Origin of the sequence: Salinicola sp. JS01 (genome assembly GCF_030284585.1) — a bacterium.
Lineage (GTDB): Bacteria > Pseudomonadota > Gammaproteobacteria > Pseudomonadales > Halomonadaceae > Salinicola.
The window spans coordinates 1,017,790-1,036,415 of record NZ_CP127244.1 but is presented as its reverse complement, the minus strand read 5'-3'; the positions used below and the strand labels follow the sequence as shown (position 1 = coordinate 1,036,415).

General features: G+C 65.8%; 15 protein-coding genes. 10 read left to right on the top strand and 5 right to left on the bottom strand.

All coding sequences use genetic code 11. The features are described 5' to 3' along the window. Positions 1 to 72 precede the first annotated feature (72 nt). The 3 genes from QO259_RS04685 to QO259_RS04675 all read left to right on the top strand — a co-directional run bounded on the left by QO259_RS04685 (position 73) and on the right by QO259_RS04675 (position 4,812). The gene (locus QO259_RS04685) at positions 73 to 1,086 is read left to right on the top strand and encodes a DNA topoisomerase IB (protein WP_207034996.1); all 1,014 of its coding nucleotides are present in this window, start codon (positions 73 to 75) and stop codon (positions 1,084 to 1,086) included. 98 nt (positions 1,087 to 1,184) lie between these two features. Beyond that, on the top strand, positions 1,185 to 2,249 hold the full coding sequence (locus QO259_RS04680; protein ID WP_285951995.1) for a lactonase family protein: 1,065 nt from the start codon (positions 1,185 to 1,187) through the stop codon (positions 2,247 to 2,249). A 325-nt stretch (positions 2,250 to 2,574) separates the two neighbouring features. Beyond that, positions 2,575 to 4,812, top strand: a complete 2,238-nt coding sequence (locus QO259_RS04675; protein WP_285951994.1) for an NADP-dependent isocitrate dehydrogenase — start codon at positions 2,575 to 2,577, stop codon at positions 4,810 to 4,812. A gap of 228 nt (positions 4,813 to 5,040) precedes the next feature. On the opposite strand, the gene QO259_RS04670 is transcribed toward QO259_RS04675, so the two are convergent. Further along, complete coding sequence (locus tag QO259_RS04670) at positions 5,041 to 6,513, bottom strand: carbon starvation CstA family protein (protein WP_207035002.1); 1,473 nt, start codon at positions 6,511 to 6,513, stop codon at positions 5,041 to 5,043. A gap of 226 nt (positions 6,514 to 6,739) precedes the next feature. Between QO259_RS04670 and QO259_RS04665 the strand changes: the two genes are divergently transcribed. The 7 genes from QO259_RS04665 (at position 6,740) to QO259_RS04635 (ending at position 13,961) form a co-directional block, all read left to right on the top strand. Next, entirely contained in the window at positions 6,740 to 7,486 is a 747-nt protein-coding gene (locus QO259_RS04665) for a murein L,D-transpeptidase catalytic domain family protein (protein WP_285951993.1), read from the top strand. Between the two features lie 120 nt (positions 7,487 to 7,606). Continuing rightward, the gene (locus QO259_RS04660; protein ID WP_285951992.1) at positions 7,607 to 8,740 is read left to right on the top strand and encodes a L,D-transpeptidase; all 1,134 of its coding nucleotides are present in this window, start codon (positions 7,607 to 7,609) and stop codon (positions 8,738 to 8,740) included. A 221-nt stretch (positions 8,741 to 8,961) separates the two neighbouring features. Next, positions 8,962 to 9,456: a universal stress protein gene (locus QO259_RS04655; protein ID WP_285951991.1), complete on the top strand. Its 495-nt coding sequence runs from the start codon at positions 8,962 to 8,964 to the stop codon at positions 9,454 to 9,456. A gap of 120 nt (positions 9,457 to 9,576) precedes the next feature. Then, entirely contained in the window at positions 9,577 to 9,846 is a 270-nt protein-coding gene (locus QO259_RS04650; RefSeq protein WP_207035010.1) for a DksA/TraR family C4-type zinc finger protein, read from the top strand. Between the two features lie 1,198 nt (positions 9,847 to 11,044). Next, positions 11,045 to 12,277, top strand: a complete 1,233-nt coding sequence (gene kynU / locus QO259_RS04645) for a kynureninase (protein WP_285951990.1) — start codon at positions 11,045 to 11,047, stop codon at positions 12,275 to 12,277. Then, positions 12,277 to 13,095: an alpha/beta hydrolase gene (locus QO259_RS04640; RefSeq protein ID WP_285951989.1), complete on the top strand. Its 819-nt coding sequence runs from the start codon at positions 12,277 to 12,279 to the stop codon at positions 13,093 to 13,095. The genes kynU and QO259_RS04640 overlap by 1 nt, the downstream gene beginning before the upstream one ends. A 5-nt stretch (positions 13,096 to 13,100) precedes the next feature. Further along, positions 13,101 to 13,961 (top strand): tryptophan 2,3-dioxygenase, encoded by an 861-nt coding sequence (locus tag QO259_RS04635; protein WP_285951988.1) that lies wholly within the window; start codon positions 13,101 to 13,103, stop codon positions 13,959 to 13,961. Between the two features lie 82 nt (positions 13,962 to 14,043). Here the strand turns inward: QO259_RS04635 and amt are convergent, their stop codons facing one another. From amt to QO259_RS04615, 4 genes are all read right to left on the bottom strand, one after another. Beyond that, complete coding sequence (amt, locus tag QO259_RS04630) at positions 14,044 to 15,375, bottom strand: ammonium transporter AmtB (protein WP_285951987.1); 1,332 nt, start codon at positions 15,373 to 15,375, stop codon at positions 14,044 to 14,046. 256 nt (positions 15,376 to 15,631) lie between these two features. Next, a complete protein-coding gene (locus QO259_RS04625) occupies positions 15,632 to 16,957 on the bottom strand; it encodes an FMN-binding glutamate synthase family protein (protein WP_207035018.1) in 1,326 nt (441 codons plus the stop codon). A gap of 13 nt (positions 16,958 to 16,970) precedes the next feature. Beyond that, the gene (locus QO259_RS04620; RefSeq protein WP_285951986.1) at positions 16,971 to 17,657 is read right to left on the bottom strand and encodes a GltB/FmdC/FwdC-like GXGXG domain-containing protein; all 687 of its coding nucleotides are present in this window, start codon (positions 17,655 to 17,657) and stop codon (positions 16,971 to 16,973) included. Continuing rightward, complete coding sequence (locus QO259_RS04615) at positions 17,657 to 18,574, bottom strand: class II glutamine amidotransferase (protein ID WP_207035020.1); 918 nt, start codon at positions 18,572 to 18,574, stop codon at positions 17,657 to 17,659. Before QO259_RS04615 ends, QO259_RS04620 begins: the two co-directional genes overlap by 1 nt. Positions 18,575 to 18,626 lie beyond the last annotated feature (52 nt).

Below are 18,626 nucleotides of genomic sequence, written 5' to 3'. Positions count from 1 at the left end.
CGGAGTCATCGACAGGAAGTCGGCGCTAGCCGCCCTGCCCTGCGCTCTCTTCATCGGCAAAAGGAGCTTGCCATGCCCTCTTCGACCCCGCGGCGCGTCACACGCCATCGCTGCGGCAAAGGCTTCACCTATCGCACCCCCGACGGCACCACCCTCAAGGACGAGCGCTGGCGCGAGTGGATCGCCGGGCTCGCCATCCCGCCAGCCTGGCGCGAGGTGGAGGTATTCCTCGACAAGCGCCATCGCATCCACGCCACCGGCCGCGACAGTGCCGGTCGCAAACAGTACGTCTACAACGACGCCTGGCGCGAGCAGCGCGAACTCGAGAAGTTCGACCGCATGGTCGAGTTCGCCGGCCGCCTGACCCGCATGCGCAGGGTCACCGGGCAACATCTGACCCTCGACGGCATGCCCCGGGAGAAGGTGCTGGCGTGCATGGTACGCCTGATCGACAGCGCTTATTTTCGCCCCGGCAGCGAGCGCTACCGCCAAGAGAACGACTCCTACGGGCTCACCACCATGCGCTCGAAACACCTCACCATCGACGGGGATGAACTCATCTTCGACTACCAGGGCAAGAGCGGTCAGCAGCAGCACCGGGTGGTCGAAGACGCGCGCCTGGCGGCGATCGTCGCCGAGCTCGATGACATCCCCGGCTACGAGATCTTCAAGTACTTCGACGATGCCGGTAACAAGACCCGCGTCGACAGCCACGACCTCAACGACTATATCCACGAGGTGATGGGCGAGCGCTTCAGCGCCAAGGATTTTCGCACCTGGGCAGGCACCTCGATCGCCGCGCTGGCGCTCGACGAGCTGGGCCTGGGCGAGGATGACCAGAGCAGCGAGAAGAACGTGCGCGAGGCGGTGACGCGGGTGGCCGAGCGCCTCGGCAACACCCCCAGCATCGCCAAGGCGAGCTATATCGACCCGCGGGTGGTGGAAAGCTATCTCGACGGGCGCACGCTGTCGCACTTCCGCCAGCTGGTGGAGACCGAGATAGAACAGGAGGAGACGCTGACCAGCCCCGACGAGCGTGCCATCCTCGAGCTGCTGCGCAGCCGCCTGAAGCAGGAAGGGGCGTGAACGCCTCGCCCCCGCCGAGTCGCCAATCGACGTCGGGCATGCGCGATGCTAAAACAAGAACCCTTTTGCTTTCCCTTTCACCCATCCGAGGAGCGCGCATGTCGTCACCCGATTTCGACACCGTCGTCTACGTAGCCAACGCCGGCGACGGCACCATCGGCAGCTATCGCCTGCACCGCGAACACGGCCGGCTAGAGCCGTTCGCCACCACGCCGGCTGCGGAAAACGTGATGCCACTGGCGCTCAGCCCGGACCGCCGCTTCATGTATGCCGCCATTCGCAGCCAGCCGCTGCGCGTGCTGAGCTACCGCATCGAGGATGACGGTGCGCTCACGCCGCTGGGCAGCGGTCGCCTCGACGGCAGCATGGCGTATATCGCCACCGACCGCAGCGGGCGCCATCTGCTCGCCGCCTCCTACGGCGACAGCGTGGTCAGCGTCAGCCCGATCGGCGCCGACGGCGTGGCCGGCGACGCCAGCCAGACCTGTCCCACCGGCAGCCGCGCTCACGCCATTCTCGCCACCCCGGACGATCGCCATGTGCTCGCCACCAATCTCGGCGACGACCGCCTGGCGCAGTTCCGCTTCGATGGCCAGCTGACCCCGAACACGCCGGAAGCCGCTGCCACCGACGCCAACGTCGGCCCGCGCCACTTCGTGTTCTCACCCTGTGGTCGCTTCGTCTACGTGCTCGGTGAGTTCGATGCCAGCGTCACCACCTTCGCTCTGGATGCCGACAGCGGCACCTTGAACCGGCTCGACGTGTGCACCGGCCTGCCGCCGGAGAGCGAGCTGGCCCGCGGCATGCCGCGTGAAGAGATCCCGGAGGGCGACGACACCCCGCGCATCTGGGCCGCGGATCTGCATATCAGCCCGGATGGCCGCCACCTCTATCTCTCCGAGCGCACCACCAGCACCCTGAGCACGCTGCGCGCCGATCCCGAGAGCGGCAGCCTGACCTTCGTCACCAACCAGCCCACGGTGGCTCAGCCGCGCGGCTTCGAGATCGACCCCCAGGGCGAGTTCCTGGTGGTGGCCGGCGAGCGCAGCGACCATCTCGCGCTCTATCGAGTGGATGCCGCCAGCGGTGAATTGACCCATGCCAGCGACGCGCCGGCCGGCAACAAGGCCAACTGGATCGAAATCGTCACCCTGCCGCACTGAGGCAGCGCGGGCTGGCCTGGCTGCCACCAGCCGCAGGCCCCGCCCGTGTGAATGCGTCCGTCACCGGGCGCTGTTATACTCTCCCCCGATCCGCCAGGTTGTCGACAACTCCTGCGCGCGCCCTACTCGTCATCCAGGGGCGCCCATCGACAGCCAGGGCCGCCGATTTTGCGCGCGTGGCATCGTCCGTATCGCGATGCCGGGTGCCTCGACGGGCTTTGGATCGCAGCGTAGCCGGCGCCTTTGCCCGCGCTCGACACCCCGTGCCATTGCCAACGTGCATCGCCCACGTGCCATCGCCAAGAAGAGAGGTTAACGAACAGACATGTCCAATACGCCGAAGATCATCTATACCCTGACCGACGAAGCGCCGGCACTGGCCACCTACTCTCTGCTGCCGATCATCGAGGCCTTCACCGGCACCGCCGGCATCACCGTCGAGACCCGCGACATCTCGCTTGCCGGCCGCGTGCTGGCGCAGTTCCCCGACCTGCTCGACGACGACCAGCGCGTCAGCGACGACCTGGCCGAGCTGGGTCAGCTGGCCAAGACGCCGGAAGCCAACATCATCAAGCTGCCCAACATCAGCGCCTCCGGCCCGCAGCTCAAGGCCACCATCAAGGAGCTGAAGAGCCAGGGCTACCCGCTGCCGGACTACCCGGAAGAGCCCAAGAACGACGAAGAGAAAGCGATCAAGGCAGCCTACGACAAGGCCAAGGGCAGCGCGGTCAACCCGGTGCTGCGCGAAGGCAACTCGGACCGTCGCGCACCCAAGTCGGTCAAGAACTACGCCCGCAAGTACCCGCACCGCATGGGCGAGTGGAGCAGTGACTCGCAGTCCCACGTCGCCCACATGAGCGACGGTGACTTCTACGGCAGCGAGCAGTCGGCGATCATCGAGACGGCCGGCAAGCTCAAGATCGAGCTCAAGCAGAAGGATGGCAGCAGCCAGGTGCTCAAGGAAGGCCTCGCGGTCCAGGCCGGCGAAGTGGTCGACGCCGCGGTCATGAGCAGCCGCCAGCTGCGCAACTTCATCGACAGCGAGATCAAGGACGCCAAGAAACGCGGCGTGCTCTTCTCGCTGCACCTCAAGGCGACCATGATGAAGGTCTCCGACCCGATCATGTTCGGCATCGTGGTCGAGGAATTCTACAAGGAAGCGCTGGAGAAGCACGCCGACGCCCTCAAGCTGGCCGGCTTCAACCCCAACAGCGGCATCGGCGACCTCTACAGCGCGATCGAGAAGCTGCCGAGCGAGCAGCAGGACGCGATCAAGGCCGACATCGACGCGCTCTACCAGGAACGCCCGTCGCTGGCGATGGTCAACTCGCACAAGGGCATCACCAACCTGCACGTACCCTCCGATGTGATCATCGACGCCTCGATGCCGGCGATGATCCGCGACTCGGGCAAGATGTGGGGCACCGATGACGCACTGCACGACGCCAAGGCGGTGATCCCGGACCGCTGCTACGCCACCATCTACCAGACCGTGATCGAGGACTGCAAGCAGCACGGCGCCTTCGATCCGACCACCATGGGCAGCGTGCCCAACGTGGGCCTGATGGCGCAGAAGGCCGAGGAGTACGGCTCCCACGACAAGACCTTCCAAATCCCCGCCGACGGTACCGTGGTGGTCACCGACGAGCACGGCCATACCCTGTTCAGCCACGACGTCGAGACCGGCGACATCTGGCGCATGTGCCAGGCCAAGGACGCGCCGATCAAGGACTGGGTCAAGCTCGCGGTCACCCGCGCGCGGGCCAGCGACACCCCGGCGATCTTCTGGCTCGACGCCAACCGCGCCCATGACGCACGCCTGATCGAGAAGGTCGAGACCTACCTCAAGGAGCACGACACCAGCGGTCTGGATATCCGTATCCTCAGCCCGGTCGAGGCGATGAAAGTCTCGCTGGAACGCATCCGCAAGGGCGAAGACACCATCTCCGTCACCGGTAACGTGCTGCGCGACTACCTCACCGACCTGTTCCCGATCATGGAGCTGGGCACCAGCGCCAAGATGCTCTCGGTGGTCCCGCTGATGAACGGCGGCGGCCTGTTCGAGACCGGCGCCGGCGGTTCCGCGCCCAAGCACGTGCAGCAGTTCCTCGAAGAGAACCACCTGCGCTGGGATTCGCTGGGCGAGTTCCTGGCCCTGGCGGCGTCGCTCGAGCATCTCGGCAACACCTTCGACAACGCCCGCGCCAAGGTGCTCTCCGCGACCCTGGACAAGGCCAACGGAGAGTTCCTCGACGCCGACAAGTCGCCCAAGCGCAAGGTCGGCGAGCTCGACAACCGTGGCAGCCACTTCTATCTGGCGCTCTACTGGGCCAAGCAGCTCGCCGCCCAGAGCGAAGACGCCGAGCTGCAGTCGCTGTTCGCCGAGATCGCCAGGACCCTGGAAGAGAGCGAGAAGACCATCGTCGACGAGCTCAATGCGGTCCAGGGGCGTCCGGTCGACATCAAGGGCTACTACAACCCCAGCCGCGAACTGGCGAGCCAGGCCATGCGCCCGAGCCAGACCCTCAACGCTGCGCTGGACAAGCTCTACAAGGCCTCCTGAGGCGCGCGCCGGCAGCCCCGCTGCCGGCTCGCTGTCACCTCCAGACCGAGCCGCGGTTACGCTTATCCAAGCCGGCCTTTCTGGATTCAGCCTTGCCCATAGCAACGGGCCCGTGCCAATGGCACGGGCCCGTTTTTCTGTGTCGCTCGCCTGACGCATGCGCCCGAATCTCTATCGAGCCCCTCGAACGCAGGCAGCAGGCGCGGCCCGGCAGGGCCGCGCCTCGGCTCAGTCGGTCGCCAGCTCGCCGAGCTGACCGTTGGCCTGGCGACGCGGCGTCTCCGGCTCGTCGACGGCGAAGATGCCGCCGCTCAGCCGGCGCACGCGCTTCATGAACAGCGCCACGCAGATCAGCGTACCGATCGCCGCGACCACGTAGCTCACCTGCAGCGTCAGGCCGAAACCGATCGGCGCGTAGGCCAGATAGGTGAAGGTGGCCATGGTCATGAACAGCGCCGGGATCAGCGTGATCAGATACGGCTTGCGCGACAGCACCAGATACATGGTGGCGACCCACAGCGCGATCACCGCGGTGGTCTGGTTGGCCCAGGAGAAGTAGCGCCACAGCAGGGTGAAGTCGATGTGCGTCAGCGCGTAGGAGAGCACGAACAGCGGCGCGGCGATCAGCAGGCGGCGCACCAGCGGACGCTGGTCGACCTTGAGGTAGTCGGCGATGATCATGCGCGCGCTGCGGAAGGCGGTGTCACCGGAGGTGATCGGCAGCACGATGACCCCGAGCACCGCCAGGGTGCCACCGACAGCGCCGAGCATGGTGGTGGAGACCTGGCTGACCACGGCCGCGGGGCCGCCGGCGGCGAGCACGTCGGAGAGCGTCTGGTCACCGTGGAACAGGCTCATGGCGGCGGCGGCCCAGATCATGGCGATGACACCTTCGGTGATCATCATGCCGTAGAAGATCTTGCGCCCGCTGCCCTCGTTCTCGGTGGTACGCGAGATGATCGGGGTCTGGGTGGCATGGAAGCCGGAGAGCGCACCGCAGGAGATGGTCAGGAACAGCAGCGGGAAGATCGGTGCATGCTGCGGATGCATGTTCTCGAACGACAGCTCCGGAATCGGCGCGCCGGTGAAGATCATGCCCAGGCCGATACCCAGGGCGCTGAACAGCAACAGCGCGCCGAAATAGGGGTAGATGCGGCCGATGACCTTGTCGATCGGCAGCAGCGTCGCCAGCAGATAGTAGGCGAAGATCACCATGGTGATCAGGGTGATCGACAGCGGCGTCATGTTGGCCAGCAGCGCCGCCGGCGAGGTGACGAAGACCGTGCCCACCAGCAGCAGCAGCAGGATGGCGAAGCCGTTGACCACGTGCTTCATCGCCTTGCCCAGGAACTTGCCCGCCAGCTGCGGCAGGTGCGCGCCGTGGTTGCGGATCGAGATCATCCCGGTGAGATAGTCGTGGACGGCACCGGCGAAGATGCAGCCGATGACGATCCAGACGAAGGCGACCGGCCCATAGAGCGCGCCCAGGATGGGCCCGAAGATTGGCCCCACCCCGGCAATGTTGAGGAGCTGGATCAGCGAGTTGCGCGTGGTGTTCATCGGCACGTAGTCGATGTTGTCACGCATGGTGAAGGCCGGCGTGCGCCGCTTGCGGTCAGCGACGAAGACCCGCTCCACGAATTTCCCATAGGTGAAGTAGCCCGCTATCAATAGCAGGATCGATGCGATGAATGTGATCATGTATGGCCCCTGGTACGGAAATAACGCCTTGTGGGCGTCAGGCGGGAGACATGCGCAGCCCAATGTAGGCCACAGCCCGGTCGGGGCTCAATGTACTTAGGTAACTAAATGAAAGCAGCTAGACTTTAGTGGCAGCCACCCACGCCGAGGGCGCCGCTGCCGGCTTGTCTCCCCGACGCTTCTCGCGCATGCTGGCGCTTTCCGCGACCGCCCACGCTCCCCGCCGATGAAAATCTCGCTGACCGCCCTGCTGCTGGCGCTGCTGCCCTGTGCCCCCGTCGCCCTCGCGGCGCCGGCGCCCGACCTGCTGGCCCGCACCGCCACCGTGCCTCAGCTCTCTGCCGAGACGCTCGCACGCCTGGCCCCGGATGCCGACCCCGGGGTGCTGGCGCTGGGGCTCGCCACCATGCAGTGCGCCCAGCACCATGGGGTCGCCGAGGACGCCGCGCGGCTGGCGGTGATCGACTACAGCCGCTCGTCTCTCGAGCCACGGCTATGGGTGTTCGATCTGGCCCAGCGGCGCCTGCTCTATCGCGAGGTGGTAGCGCACGGCCAGGGTTCCGGCGGCGATATCCCCGCGCACTTTTCCAACCGCGATGGCTCCCACGCCTCCAGTCTCGGGCTTTTCGTCACCCGCCACACCTATCAGGGCAAGAACGGCTACTCGCTGCGCCTGGACGGGCTCGAACCCGGCTTCAACGACGCCGCCATGAGCCGCGCGATCGTGATGCATGGCGCCAGCTATGTGGACCCGGCACGCGACGCCGCCCAGGGCCGCCTCGGCCGCAGCTGGGGCTGCCCGGCGCTGCGCCCGGCGGTCGCCGGCGGGGTGATCGACGTGCTCAAGGAGGGCCAGTTCGTGTTCGCCTACTATCCCCAGCGCGACTGGCTGCTGCATGCCGCCCTGACCCGCTGCGGCCAGGCCCGGGTGGCCCGCACCGACAGCCGCGAGCGTTTGATCGGTTCACGCTGAGCGGGCACCGCCCCACCCCAGTTGCCAAGCGCGCGCTGACGTACCAGAGTGAAGATGAGGGGCCGATTCATCTTCTGAGAGGTCCTATCGGAAGTCACCCGCCACGGATGTGGAGACGATATGCCAAGGTACCGGAGCGCGGCTGCGCGACCGCGCAGGATTACCGCCGCGCTGCTGGTCGCCCTGCTCGCGCTGCCCCTGCCGAGCCTGGCAGCACCCTTCTGGGGCGAGCGCCAGTCGAGCCCGGTGGATACCCCGCTGGACGACCTGGCGCCGGGCGCCTGGATCTGGGGTGGCGACGACGAGCGTGGCGGGCCCATGGCGGTGGTGGTGAGCCTCACCGAGCAGCGCGCTTACGTCTATCGTAACGGCGTACTGATCGGCGTGAGCACGATCAGCAGCGGCCGCCCCGGCTACGAGACGCCCACCGGCGTGTTCACGGTGCTGCAGAAGGACCGCGACCACCGCTCCAACCTCTACAACGATGCGCCGATGCCCTTCCAGCAGCGGCTGACCTGGGACGGCATCGCATTGCACGCCGGCGGTCTGCCGGGTTACCCGGAGTCCCATGGCTGCGTGCACCTGCCGAGCGCCTTCGCCCGCCACCTTTTCGACGCCTCCAACCTGGGCATGACGGTGGTAGTGGCCAAGGCCGGAGAAGCGCCGGTAGCGCTGGTCCACCCCGGCCCCGCCAGCCCGATCGATCCGCATACCGGCGCCGATATCGACAGCCCGCCGCTGGCCAACGGCCAGCCCTGGGCCTGGGCACTTTCGCCCCCCAGCGAGGGGCCGATCTCGATGATCCTGAGCCGCAGCGACCGACTGCTGGTGGTCTACCGCAACGGCATCGAGATCGGGCGCTCACGGGTCGAGCTGGCACGCCCCGGCGAACACGGCGGCATCCGCGCCTATATCGTCGAAGGCGCCACGACCGCCGTGTCGAACATTACCGCACCCTCGACTGCGACCGCCGCGGACACGACGCCCGCGATGCCGAGCTGGATCGCGATAGGCGTACCCGGCGCCGAGCAGCACGCCGGCCAGCGCGTCCCCGCCAGCGTGGTCAATCAGGTCAGCCTGCCGGACGCCTTCAAGGCGCGCCTGCTGCCACTGCTGGTGCCCGGCAGCGTGCTGGTGGCCACCGATGCGCCGCTCAGTGCACGCGGCAGCGGCGAGCATCTGCGCGTGATCGACAGCGTCGGCCCCCGGAGCTGGCTCGATGAGGTCGACGCAGCCCGTCATCAGGGGGGCTGATCTCCGATCCTGCGACTGACACGGCCTCTTATTGAACTGAGCGCTGGCTGACGTGCCCCGTGGCGCTAAGCGCCGGTCTGCACTCACGGGTGCGACAATCGCACACTGGGCGGGTGCGCCCACCTGGCCTATCGTGGCTTTAGCGGATGCGGTCGCGGCAGCCGATCCACGGCACCGGACTAGCCCCCGCCCGAACCGATCGGGCCTGCCAGGAGGTCGTCATGTTCAAGTCACTGCTGATTCCCATCGATGGATCGCCGGATTCCCATATCGCGCTGAACGTCGCCTGCCAGTTGGCCGCGCCGGTCCAGGGCAAGCTGCATCTGCTCAACGTACGCGAACCTTTCCCACCTCTGCACCACGGGGAACTGATCAGCGTCGAGGCGGCGCTCAAGGCCGCCTCGGTGGAGACCGCGCAGCGCGAGGGGCGCGCGATACTCGACGCCGCTCTCGATACCCTGCCCTCCTTCCCCGGTTATAACGGCGAGTTCGATCTGCTGATCGAACAGGGCTACCCGAGCCGGGTGATCGTCGCCGTGGCCGAGCGCCTGGGCGTCGACGCCATCGTCATGGGCAGCCGCGGCCTCGGCCAGCTACAGGGGCTGATGATGGGCAGCGTCTCGCACAAGGTGACTCACCTCGCCCCCTGCCGCGTGCTCTGTGTGCACGAGCCGCCGCGGGAGCATGCCCGGCCGGCCGGCACCCAGCCGGTCTGATCCCTGCCCTTTGAATCGCCCCGGCCTTGTCGCCGGGGCCATTCGCCGCCATCTTTATGATGAGACGGATCGGCAACGGGCCGGCAAGAGAGCAGCGGGTCTCGAGAGAGGAGCAACACCATGGCCGGAGGCTGGGCACACGACGGCGCGGTACAGGATCAGATCGATAGTACCGTGAACGACGGCATCGACGAGGTACGCAGGCGGCTCGAGCGGCACGGCCCGAGTCTGACTCACTGCGAGGAGTGCGAAGAACCGATCCCCCAGGCGCGACGCGAAGCCGTGCCCGGCGTCAGGCTCTGCGTGGCGTGCCAGGCCGAAGCCGACAAGCGCCACACCCATCAGTCCGGGTACAACCGCCGCGGCAGCAAGGATAGCCAGCTGCGCTGACACCTACCCGCCCGAAATGTCGATACGACCGCCCCCAAGAGGCGGCCGTGAGTTTTTTTGTGTGCCCGACTAAACAAGCATCGATATTCTTTTTTTCTTTCCGTGAAAACACTGTTAGCCTTGCGTCAATAAACGGGGATTTGTGTGTGTTTTTCTCCAATTCGCTCTTTTCATTATTGAGTAAATTGCGATACAAGCGGCACGGCATTCACGGATTACACTTTTGTCGTATTTCGATACGCTCGTAACCGTCGCCCTACCAGGTTCATGGTCGCGATCTCGCGATCTTTCTGCCCGGCTGCAGGCAACTCCTGCTACCGGGCGTTTTTTTATGCTCGCCATCCCTGGCGAGCACCCTACGGGCCGTCGCTACGCGACGTTCAAAATCGCTCCCGGCCATTTTGTATGCTCGCCATCCCTGGCGAGCACCCTACGGGCCGTCGCTGCGCGACGTTCAAAATCGCTCCCGGCTATTTTGTATGCTCGCCATCCCTGGCGAGCACCCTACGGGCCGTCACTGCGCGACGTTCAAAATCGCTCCCGGCCATTTTGTATCCGCGTCAGCCGCTCTCCCTGACGGTGCAGCAAGCAAAAAAAGTTACCCACGCCTCAATTACCGGCGGTCATGGCCGATAAGCTCAGGAAGCCGCAGAGACACACGGCGACCTCGAGGCGCCTCCCCCGTGGAGCACCCATCAGAGGCCGCCACTCGGGGCCGAGAGAGAACTTCGGTCCCACACTTTGGGTTGCTCCCTGCGACCGCCTCGACCCGACTGGTCGCACGGGCAACCCCGTCGCCCTTATCGGGTCTTTTTTGTAGCCGATTCCGTTCGATACGTAGCGCTTACAAAAGTCTTCAATTTAGACCTTACTAATACTCAAGGATTGCGCCATCCTGAGGATGTGACTTGGCCAAGAAGTCACGTGTCTCCTATTTCCCCTCATTCGTGATGGGTAGCAATAGGCCCCTCTTTTACCCGGCTTGGATGCTCATCTTCGGGTCTGCGTCAGCCGGGACTTTTTGTTTACTGCAAGTTTCCTCACACTGCATGCTGCGAGCTATGCGGCTACCAACCGCGTAAAAAAGCCGCGTTTCTGCTCCCCTGCCTTGAGAGAAGAGGCAAAAGAACATGCCCAGATAGCGTCGCGTTCGGCTTAAGCTATGGCATGAATGCTCTTGGCACGACAGGAGATGCCGATGCGCCCAACGCTCACCGAGGCCAGCGATCTGGACAGCCAGGACCCGCTCGCCGACTTCAAGGCTCACTTCGCCCTGCCCGAGGGTGTGCTCTATCTGGACGGCAACTCGCTGGGGGCACAGCCGCGGGCCGCCCGCGACGCGCTGGATACGACACGGGATCAGTGGCGCGATGCGCTGGTCGGCGGCTGGAACCAGGGCTGGTTCGATGCCCCAGAGCGCCTCGGCGACCTGCTGGCACCGCTGATCGGCGCCCACGCGGGAGAGGTGCTGGTCAGCGATAGCATCACCCTCAATCTCTACAAGCTGCTCGGCCATATCACCGAACAACAAGGACGGGTCCGGCCTGTCATTCTCAGCGAACGCGGCAACTTCCCCGCCGACGGCTATATCGCCGAGGGCTTCTGCCATAGCGCCGGTTTCACCCATCGCTTCCTACCCGAGGGCGCGCCGCTGGAGGCGCATCTGGATGATCAGATGGCAGTCGTGGTACTGAGCCAGGTCAACTATCGCACCGGCCAACTGCGTGACATGGCCGAGACCACTCGCCGTGTTCATGCCAGCGGCGCCGAGGTGATCTGGGACTTGGCCCACTCGGCGGGCGCGTTGGCGGTCGATCTCGCCGGCAGCGACGTGCGCTATGCGGTCGGCTGCACCTACAAGTATCTCAACGGCGGCCCGGGGGCACCCGGCTTCCTCTATGTCCGCGGCGATTGCCAGCGGGCGGCATGGCAGCCGCTCTCGGGCTGGCATGGTCATGCCCAACCCTTCGCCTTCGAGACAGACTATGCCCCCGCCGCGGGGATGACGCGTTTTCGCACCGGCACCCATTCGGCGCTGGCCTACGCCCCGCTCGAAGCCTCGCTGAGACTATGGCAGCGGGTGGACATGAGCGCGCTGCGCGCCAAGAGCCTGGCGCTGGGCGACCTCTTCCGCGCCTGCATCGAAGATCTGTTCGCACCTCATGGCATCGATGACATCACCCCACCGCCGGGACAGCGCGGCAGCCAGGTCGGTCTGGTACAGCGCAAGCACGGCTACGCTATCGTCCAGGCGCTGATCGCGCGCGGCGTGATCGGCGACTACCGCGAACCGGGGCTGATGCGCTTCGGCTTTACCCCGCTCTATCTCAGCCATGTCGATGTCTGGCACGCTGCTGAGCAGCTCCGCGAAGTGTTGGAAAGCGCCGAGTACCGCAACCCACGCTTTCAGACCCGTACGGAGGTGACCTGATGCCCGACACACAGAGTCTCGAAGACCGCGAATACGCCCACTCGCCGCGACGCTGGGCGCGGGATGCCGAAGGTACCCTGGCCCATCAGGCCGAGCTGGGCCGCGCGCTGCGTGAAACGCACCCACCGCAAAGACTCGCCTATGGCGACGCCGACCACGCCTGGCTGCATCTGCACCGACCAGAAGGCGATGGCCCCTGGCCGCTGATGATCTTTCTCCATGGCGGCTACTGGAAGGCGCTGGACGCCACCGCTACCGACTTCATGGCAAAGAGCTGGCTGGCGCGCGGCTGGGCCTTCGCTTCGCTGAACTACCCGCTGGCCCCCGCGGCCACGCTGGAGAGACTGATCGCCGAGAGCACCCAGGGCGTGCGCTACCTGCTCGACCATTGCGAAGCGCTCGGCCTGAGCGGCCGCGTTCGCCTCGGCGGCCACAGCGCTGGCGCCCATCTGGCGCTGATGAGCAGCCTCGCCCCCGAGTGTAAGAAAGCGATCGAAGCGCTGTGGCTGATCAGCGGCGTCTACGACCTGCGCCCGCTGCTCGGCACCTCGATCGCCCAGCCGCTCGACCTGGACCAAGCCCGCGCCCACCGCCTGAGCCCGCTGTGCCAGTCACTGACCGGCCTGCCTCACCTGGATCTGGTCCACGGTGAGCAGGACCCGCCGGTATTTCAGCGCCAGGGCGAGGCGCTCGCGGCCCAGGCCGAACGCGACGGTGTCACGGCGACGGTCACCCTGATGCCGGGGTGCGACCATTTCGACATCCTCGAATACGCCGGTGAGGCGCTGGACCTGGGCCAGACAGAGACAAGGGGGTAAACCCTGTGCACGACGAGACTCCGCCCCCACGCGATCCCGGCGCCGTCGACCTGGCCGACGAGCCGCAGGTGCACTGGGACCAGCACATGAGCTACGGCGAGTATCTGGACCTAGCGCCGCTGCTCGCCTGCCAGAATCCGATCAGCGATCAGCACGACGAGATGCTGTTCGTGATCATCCATCAGGTCTCGGAGCTGTGGCTGAAGCAGTGCCTGCACGAGGCGCACGCGGCGGCGCGGGCGATCAGTACCGATGCGCTGCGCCCAGCGTTCAAGATGCTCACCCGGGTGGCACGCATCCAGGCGCAGATGATCAATGCCTGGGAAGTGCTCGCCACCATGACGCCTTCCGACTATCTCGCCTTCCGCGACAGTCTCGGCCAGAGCTCGGGCTTTCAGTCGTATCAGTACCGCGAGCTGGAGTTTCTGCTCGGCAACAAGCACCCGCGCCTGGCCGAAGCCCACCGCCGCCATACCGCGCACTACCAGCGGCTGCATGAGGTGCTCGCCAGCCCCAGCCTCTACGATGTCTGCCTGCAACTGCTGGCACGGCGCGGCTTCGACCTACCCGAGGCGACCCTGCAGCGCGACTGGTCTGCCCCCTATGTCGCCTCTCCCGAGGTCGAAACCGCCTGGTCGAGCATCTATCGTCACCCCGACCGCTACTGGGATCTCTACGAACTCGCCGAGAAGCTGATCGATACCGAATACAACTTCCACAAGTGGCGTTTCAGCCACATGAAGACGGTCGAGCGTATCATCGGCCAACGCAGCGGCACCGGCGGCACATCGGGGGTGGCCTATCTCGAGAAGGCGCTGGCGCTCAAGTTCTTCCCGGAACTATGGGCAGTGAGAGGCGAGCTCTAAGCACACCCTCGAAACCGAGTGAAGCCCACCATCGGAATCGACGCTATAGAACTCGACGCCCATGGACCGCACCTCTGCCGACTCAAGCGCCTCTTTGCTCGACCATCGCGCCGACTCCAGCAGAGGCAGACCGCCTGCCCGGGCCAGACGAGCCGGTCTCCTGTGCGCTAGCCGCGATGAATTCCGGGTAGGCGAGCATTCCGCACTCATGCAGGTCCATGCCTTCCAGCTCTTCCTGCTCGCTGACACGCAGCCCCATCACGACACGGATTAGCCACAATACGGCGAAGCTGGTAGCGAACATCCAGGCGAAGATCACCACGGTGCCGATCAGTTGCACGGAGAGTGTCGCCTCGGGGTTGGAGAACAGCACGGCCAGAATGCCCCAAATGCCCGCCGTGCCATGCACGGAGATGGCGCCCACCGGATCATCGAGCTTCAATCGATCCAGGGTGACCACAGATAGCACCACCAGGGCACCGCCCACGGCGCCGATCAGCATCGCCAGGCCTGCCGACGGCAGCAGCGGCTCGGCGGTGATGGCGACCAGTCCGGCGAGGGCACCATTGATGATCATGGTCATGTCGGTCTTGCCGAACATCGCCCGCGAGACCAGGGCCGCGACGACCATGCCGGCGGCGGCGGCCGTATTGGTATTGACGAAGATGCGAGCGACGCCGTTGGCGGCATCGAGGCTGGCGACCTTCAACATGGAGCCACCATTGAAGCCGAACCAGCCCATCCACAGGATGAACATGCCCAGCATGGCGATCGGCAGGTTGGCACCGGGAATGGCGCGCACCTCGCCCTTCGCCCCGTAGCGTCCCTTGCGCGGCCCGACGAGGATCACCGCCGCCAACGCCGCCGCCGCGCCGGCCATGTGCACCACCACCGAACCGGCGAAGTCCTGAAAGCCCATGGCGTCGAGAAAGCCGCCACCCCACTTCCAGTAACCCTCCATCGGGTAGATCACCGCCACCATGACCACGGCGAAGATCAGGAAGGGCCACAGCTTCATGCGCTCGGCGATCGCGCCGGAGACGATCGACATGGTCGCGGCCGCGAACACCGCCTGAAAGATGAAGTCGGCCATGCCGGAATAGTAGGGGGCGCCCTCGCCGGTCGCGATGTCCGCCAGGGTGTGGTCGCCGCCGAGCATGAACTGCAGCCCCGGGATGACACTGCTGACCGCCTCGGACGGATACATCACGTTGTAGCCGACCACCAGATACACCAGACAGGCAATGGCATACAGCAGGGCATTCTTGGTCAGTATCTCGACCGTATTGCGGGCTCTCACCAAGCCCGACTCGAGCATGGCGAAGCCACAGCCCATGAACATGACCAGGGCCGCACACATCAGGAAGTAGAAGGTATCCAGGGCATAGCCCAGTTCCAGGGTCGCATTTGTCATTGTGGTTGCCTCGTCGTTGTCGTTGTTCGTATCAAGAGTCGACGACCGGCTCGCGGTGGTAACGGGCGAGCCTGTCGCCGACGGTCTTGCGGGCGCCATCACGCGCTATTTTCTAGCGATGGTGTTTCCACTGAAGAGACATCATGTGTTTGCCGACTCTCGATCCCCCCAAGGAAAGAAGATCGCTACGCCTGAGCACCAAAGGCACCTCGGCCCCCGGTGCTTGGCGGTGGTCGTGCGGGGCTATCGGAATCGCCTAGAAACGCTGCCCCGGAATCCAGTCGGTACCGGCCAGCGGCACCCGCGCCATGGCCGCCGCCTCGACGTTCAGCGCCACCAGGTCCTCGGGCTCCAGGTGGTGAAGATGGGATTTGCCGCAGGCCCGAGCCAGAGTCTGAGCTTCCAGGGTCAGCACACGCAGATAGTTGGCCAGGCGCTTGCCGGCGGCCACCGGGTCTAGGCGCTTGCTCAGTTCCGGGTCCTGGGTGGAGATGCCCGCCGGGCACTTGCCTTCCTGGAAGTCATCGTAGAAGCCGGCAGCAGAGCCCATCTCTCGATACTCCGCGTCATACCGCGGATGGTTGTCGCCCAGCGCGATCAGGGCCGCCGTGCCGATGGCAACCGCATCGGCTCCCAGGGCGATGGCCTTGGCCACATCGGCGCCATTGCGGATGCCGCCGGAGACGATCAACTGCACCTCGCGGTGCACGCCCATCTCCTGCAGCGCCTGGGCCGCCTGGGGAATGGCAGCCATGGTCGGGATGCCGACGTGCTCGATGAACACCTCCTGGGTCGCCGCGGTACCGCCCTGCATGCCATCGAGCACCACCACATCGGCCCCGGCCTTCACCGCCAGCTTGACGTCATAGTAGGTACGGGTGGCCCCGACCTTGATGTAGATCGGCACCTGCCAGTCGGTGATCTCGCGCAGCTCGGCGATCTTGATCGCCAGGTCGTCCGGGCCGGTCCAGTCCGGGTGCCGACAGGCGCTGCGCTGGTCGATGCCCTTGGGCAGGGTGCGCATCTGCGCCACGCGATCGGAGATTTTCTGGCCCAGCAGCATGCCGCCGCCGCCGGGCTTGGCGCCCTGGCCCAGCACTACCTCGATGGCATCCGCCTTGCGCAGGTCGTCCGGGTTCATGCCATAGCGCGACGGCAGGTACTGATACACCAGCTTGGTCGACTCGCCGCGCTCCTCGGCGGTCATGCCGCCGTCGCCGGTGGTGGTCGAGGTGCCGACTTCCGAGGCACCGCGGCCCAGCGCTTCCTTGGCCTGGGCGGATAGAGCCCCGAAACTCATGCCGGCGATCGTCACCGGGGTCTCGATGACCAACGGTTTTTTGGCGTAGCGGGTGCCGAGCGTGACCCGGGTGTCGCACTTCTCGCGATAGCCCTCGAGGGGGTAGCGCGACATGCTGGCGCCGAGGAACAGCAGATCGTCGAAATGCGGCACCTTGCGCTTGGCACCCCAGCCGCGAATGTCGTAGATCCCGGTCTCGGCGGCGCGCTGGATCTCGTGAATGACGTCTCGACCGTAGGTGGCCGATTCCCGCAGTACGGGGTTGGAGGTGTAATCGGTCATGGCAGGCTCCTGATCAGTAGGCCGAGGCGTTGTCGACTTTGAAGTGGTAGAGTTCGCGGGCCGATCCGTAGCGCCGAAACTCCGCGGGGTCCGCGTCGATACCGGCCCGTTCGAGCAGCGCGGCCAGTTCCTCGCGATGCTCGGCGCGCATTTCCTTCTCGACGCAGTCGGCGCCGAGCGTACCGACCCGGCCCTTGACGTAGAGACGCGCCTCGTAGAGCGAGTCACCCAGCGCGTCGCCGGCGTCGCCGCATACCACCAGGCGCCCGGCCTGCCCCATGAACGCGCTCATCGGGCCGATGTTGCCCTTGACCACGATGTCCACCCCCTTCATGGAGATGCCGCAGCGCGCCGCGGCATTGCCCTCGATGACCAGCAGGCCACCGTGCGCCGTGGCCCCGGCCGACTGGGAAGCATCGCCAGTGACGCGCACCGTGCCGGACATCATGTTCTCCGCCACGCCGACCCCCACGTTGCCATGCACCGTGACGCTGGCACGCTGGTTCATGCCGGCGCAGTAGTAGCCGGCATGGCCATCGATATCGACACTGATGTCGTCGTTCAGACCGCAGGCGATGTTGTGCGCACCGTCGGTATTGATGACCCGCCATTCGCGGATGTCGCGGAGCATCTCACCATCGTGCAGCGACTGGTTGAGTTCTCGCAGGCTCTGTTCGGCTAGATCAACGGTCTTCATCATCATGCGGCCTCCACCTTGGCACCATCGTGTTCCCAGACATAGATCGTGGCCGGCTCGGGCTCCCAGACCCGCGCCTGCTGAATGCCCGGCAGTCGTGCCAGGGCGCGGTACTCCGACGCCATCGCCACGTAGTCGTCGGTCTCGGCGATCACCGCCGGCTTGCAGGAGATCGGATCGCGAACCACGGCGAAGCCGTCACGGGTGCCGATGGCGAAGGTGAAAAAGCCATCCAGGTCCGCCAGGGCCCCCTTGAGCGCTTGAGTCAGCGAGTCGCCCTTGGCCAGGCGCCAGGTCAGGTACCCCGCCGCCACCTCGGAATCGTTGTCGGTCTCGAAGGCGATACCCTCACGCCGGAGCTTGTCGCGCAGCCGGTTGTGGTTGGAGAGCGAGCCGTTGTGCACCAGGCACAGGTCGAGCCCCGTCGAGAAGGGGTGGCTGCCCTGCAGCGTCACCGCGCTCTCGGTGGCCATGCGGGTATGGCCGATGGCGTGGCTGCCCTGCATGCCCTTGAGGTTGAAGCGCTCGGCGATGCTCGCGGGCAGCCCCACGCCCTTGAGGATCTCGATGCTCTGCCCCGCGCTCAGCACACGGATCTCGGGTGCCTGCTCGGCGAGCCAGGCGCGCAGCTCGGCCTCCGGGGCGGCCAGCTTGAAGACCGCCACGCTGGCGTTGCGATACCAGTCGTCGACGCCGCCGAAAGCCGTACCCAGCCGCTCGGCCAGCCTGGACCAGTCGTAGTCGACGGCATCGCTCTGCAGCGTCAGCTTGATGCCGGCGTCGTATTCGTCGCCGTAGATCGAGAAGCCGGCGCTGTCCGGCCCGCGGTCGGTCATCGCGACCAGCATCGGTTCGAACAGCTCGCCCAGACGGCTTGCCCAGGATGGGTTCTTGAGATAGAGCCCCACGATTCCACACATAGCGTTGTCCTCTCTATCGATCGCCGTTCGCGGCGAGTTCGGGTCAATCGTT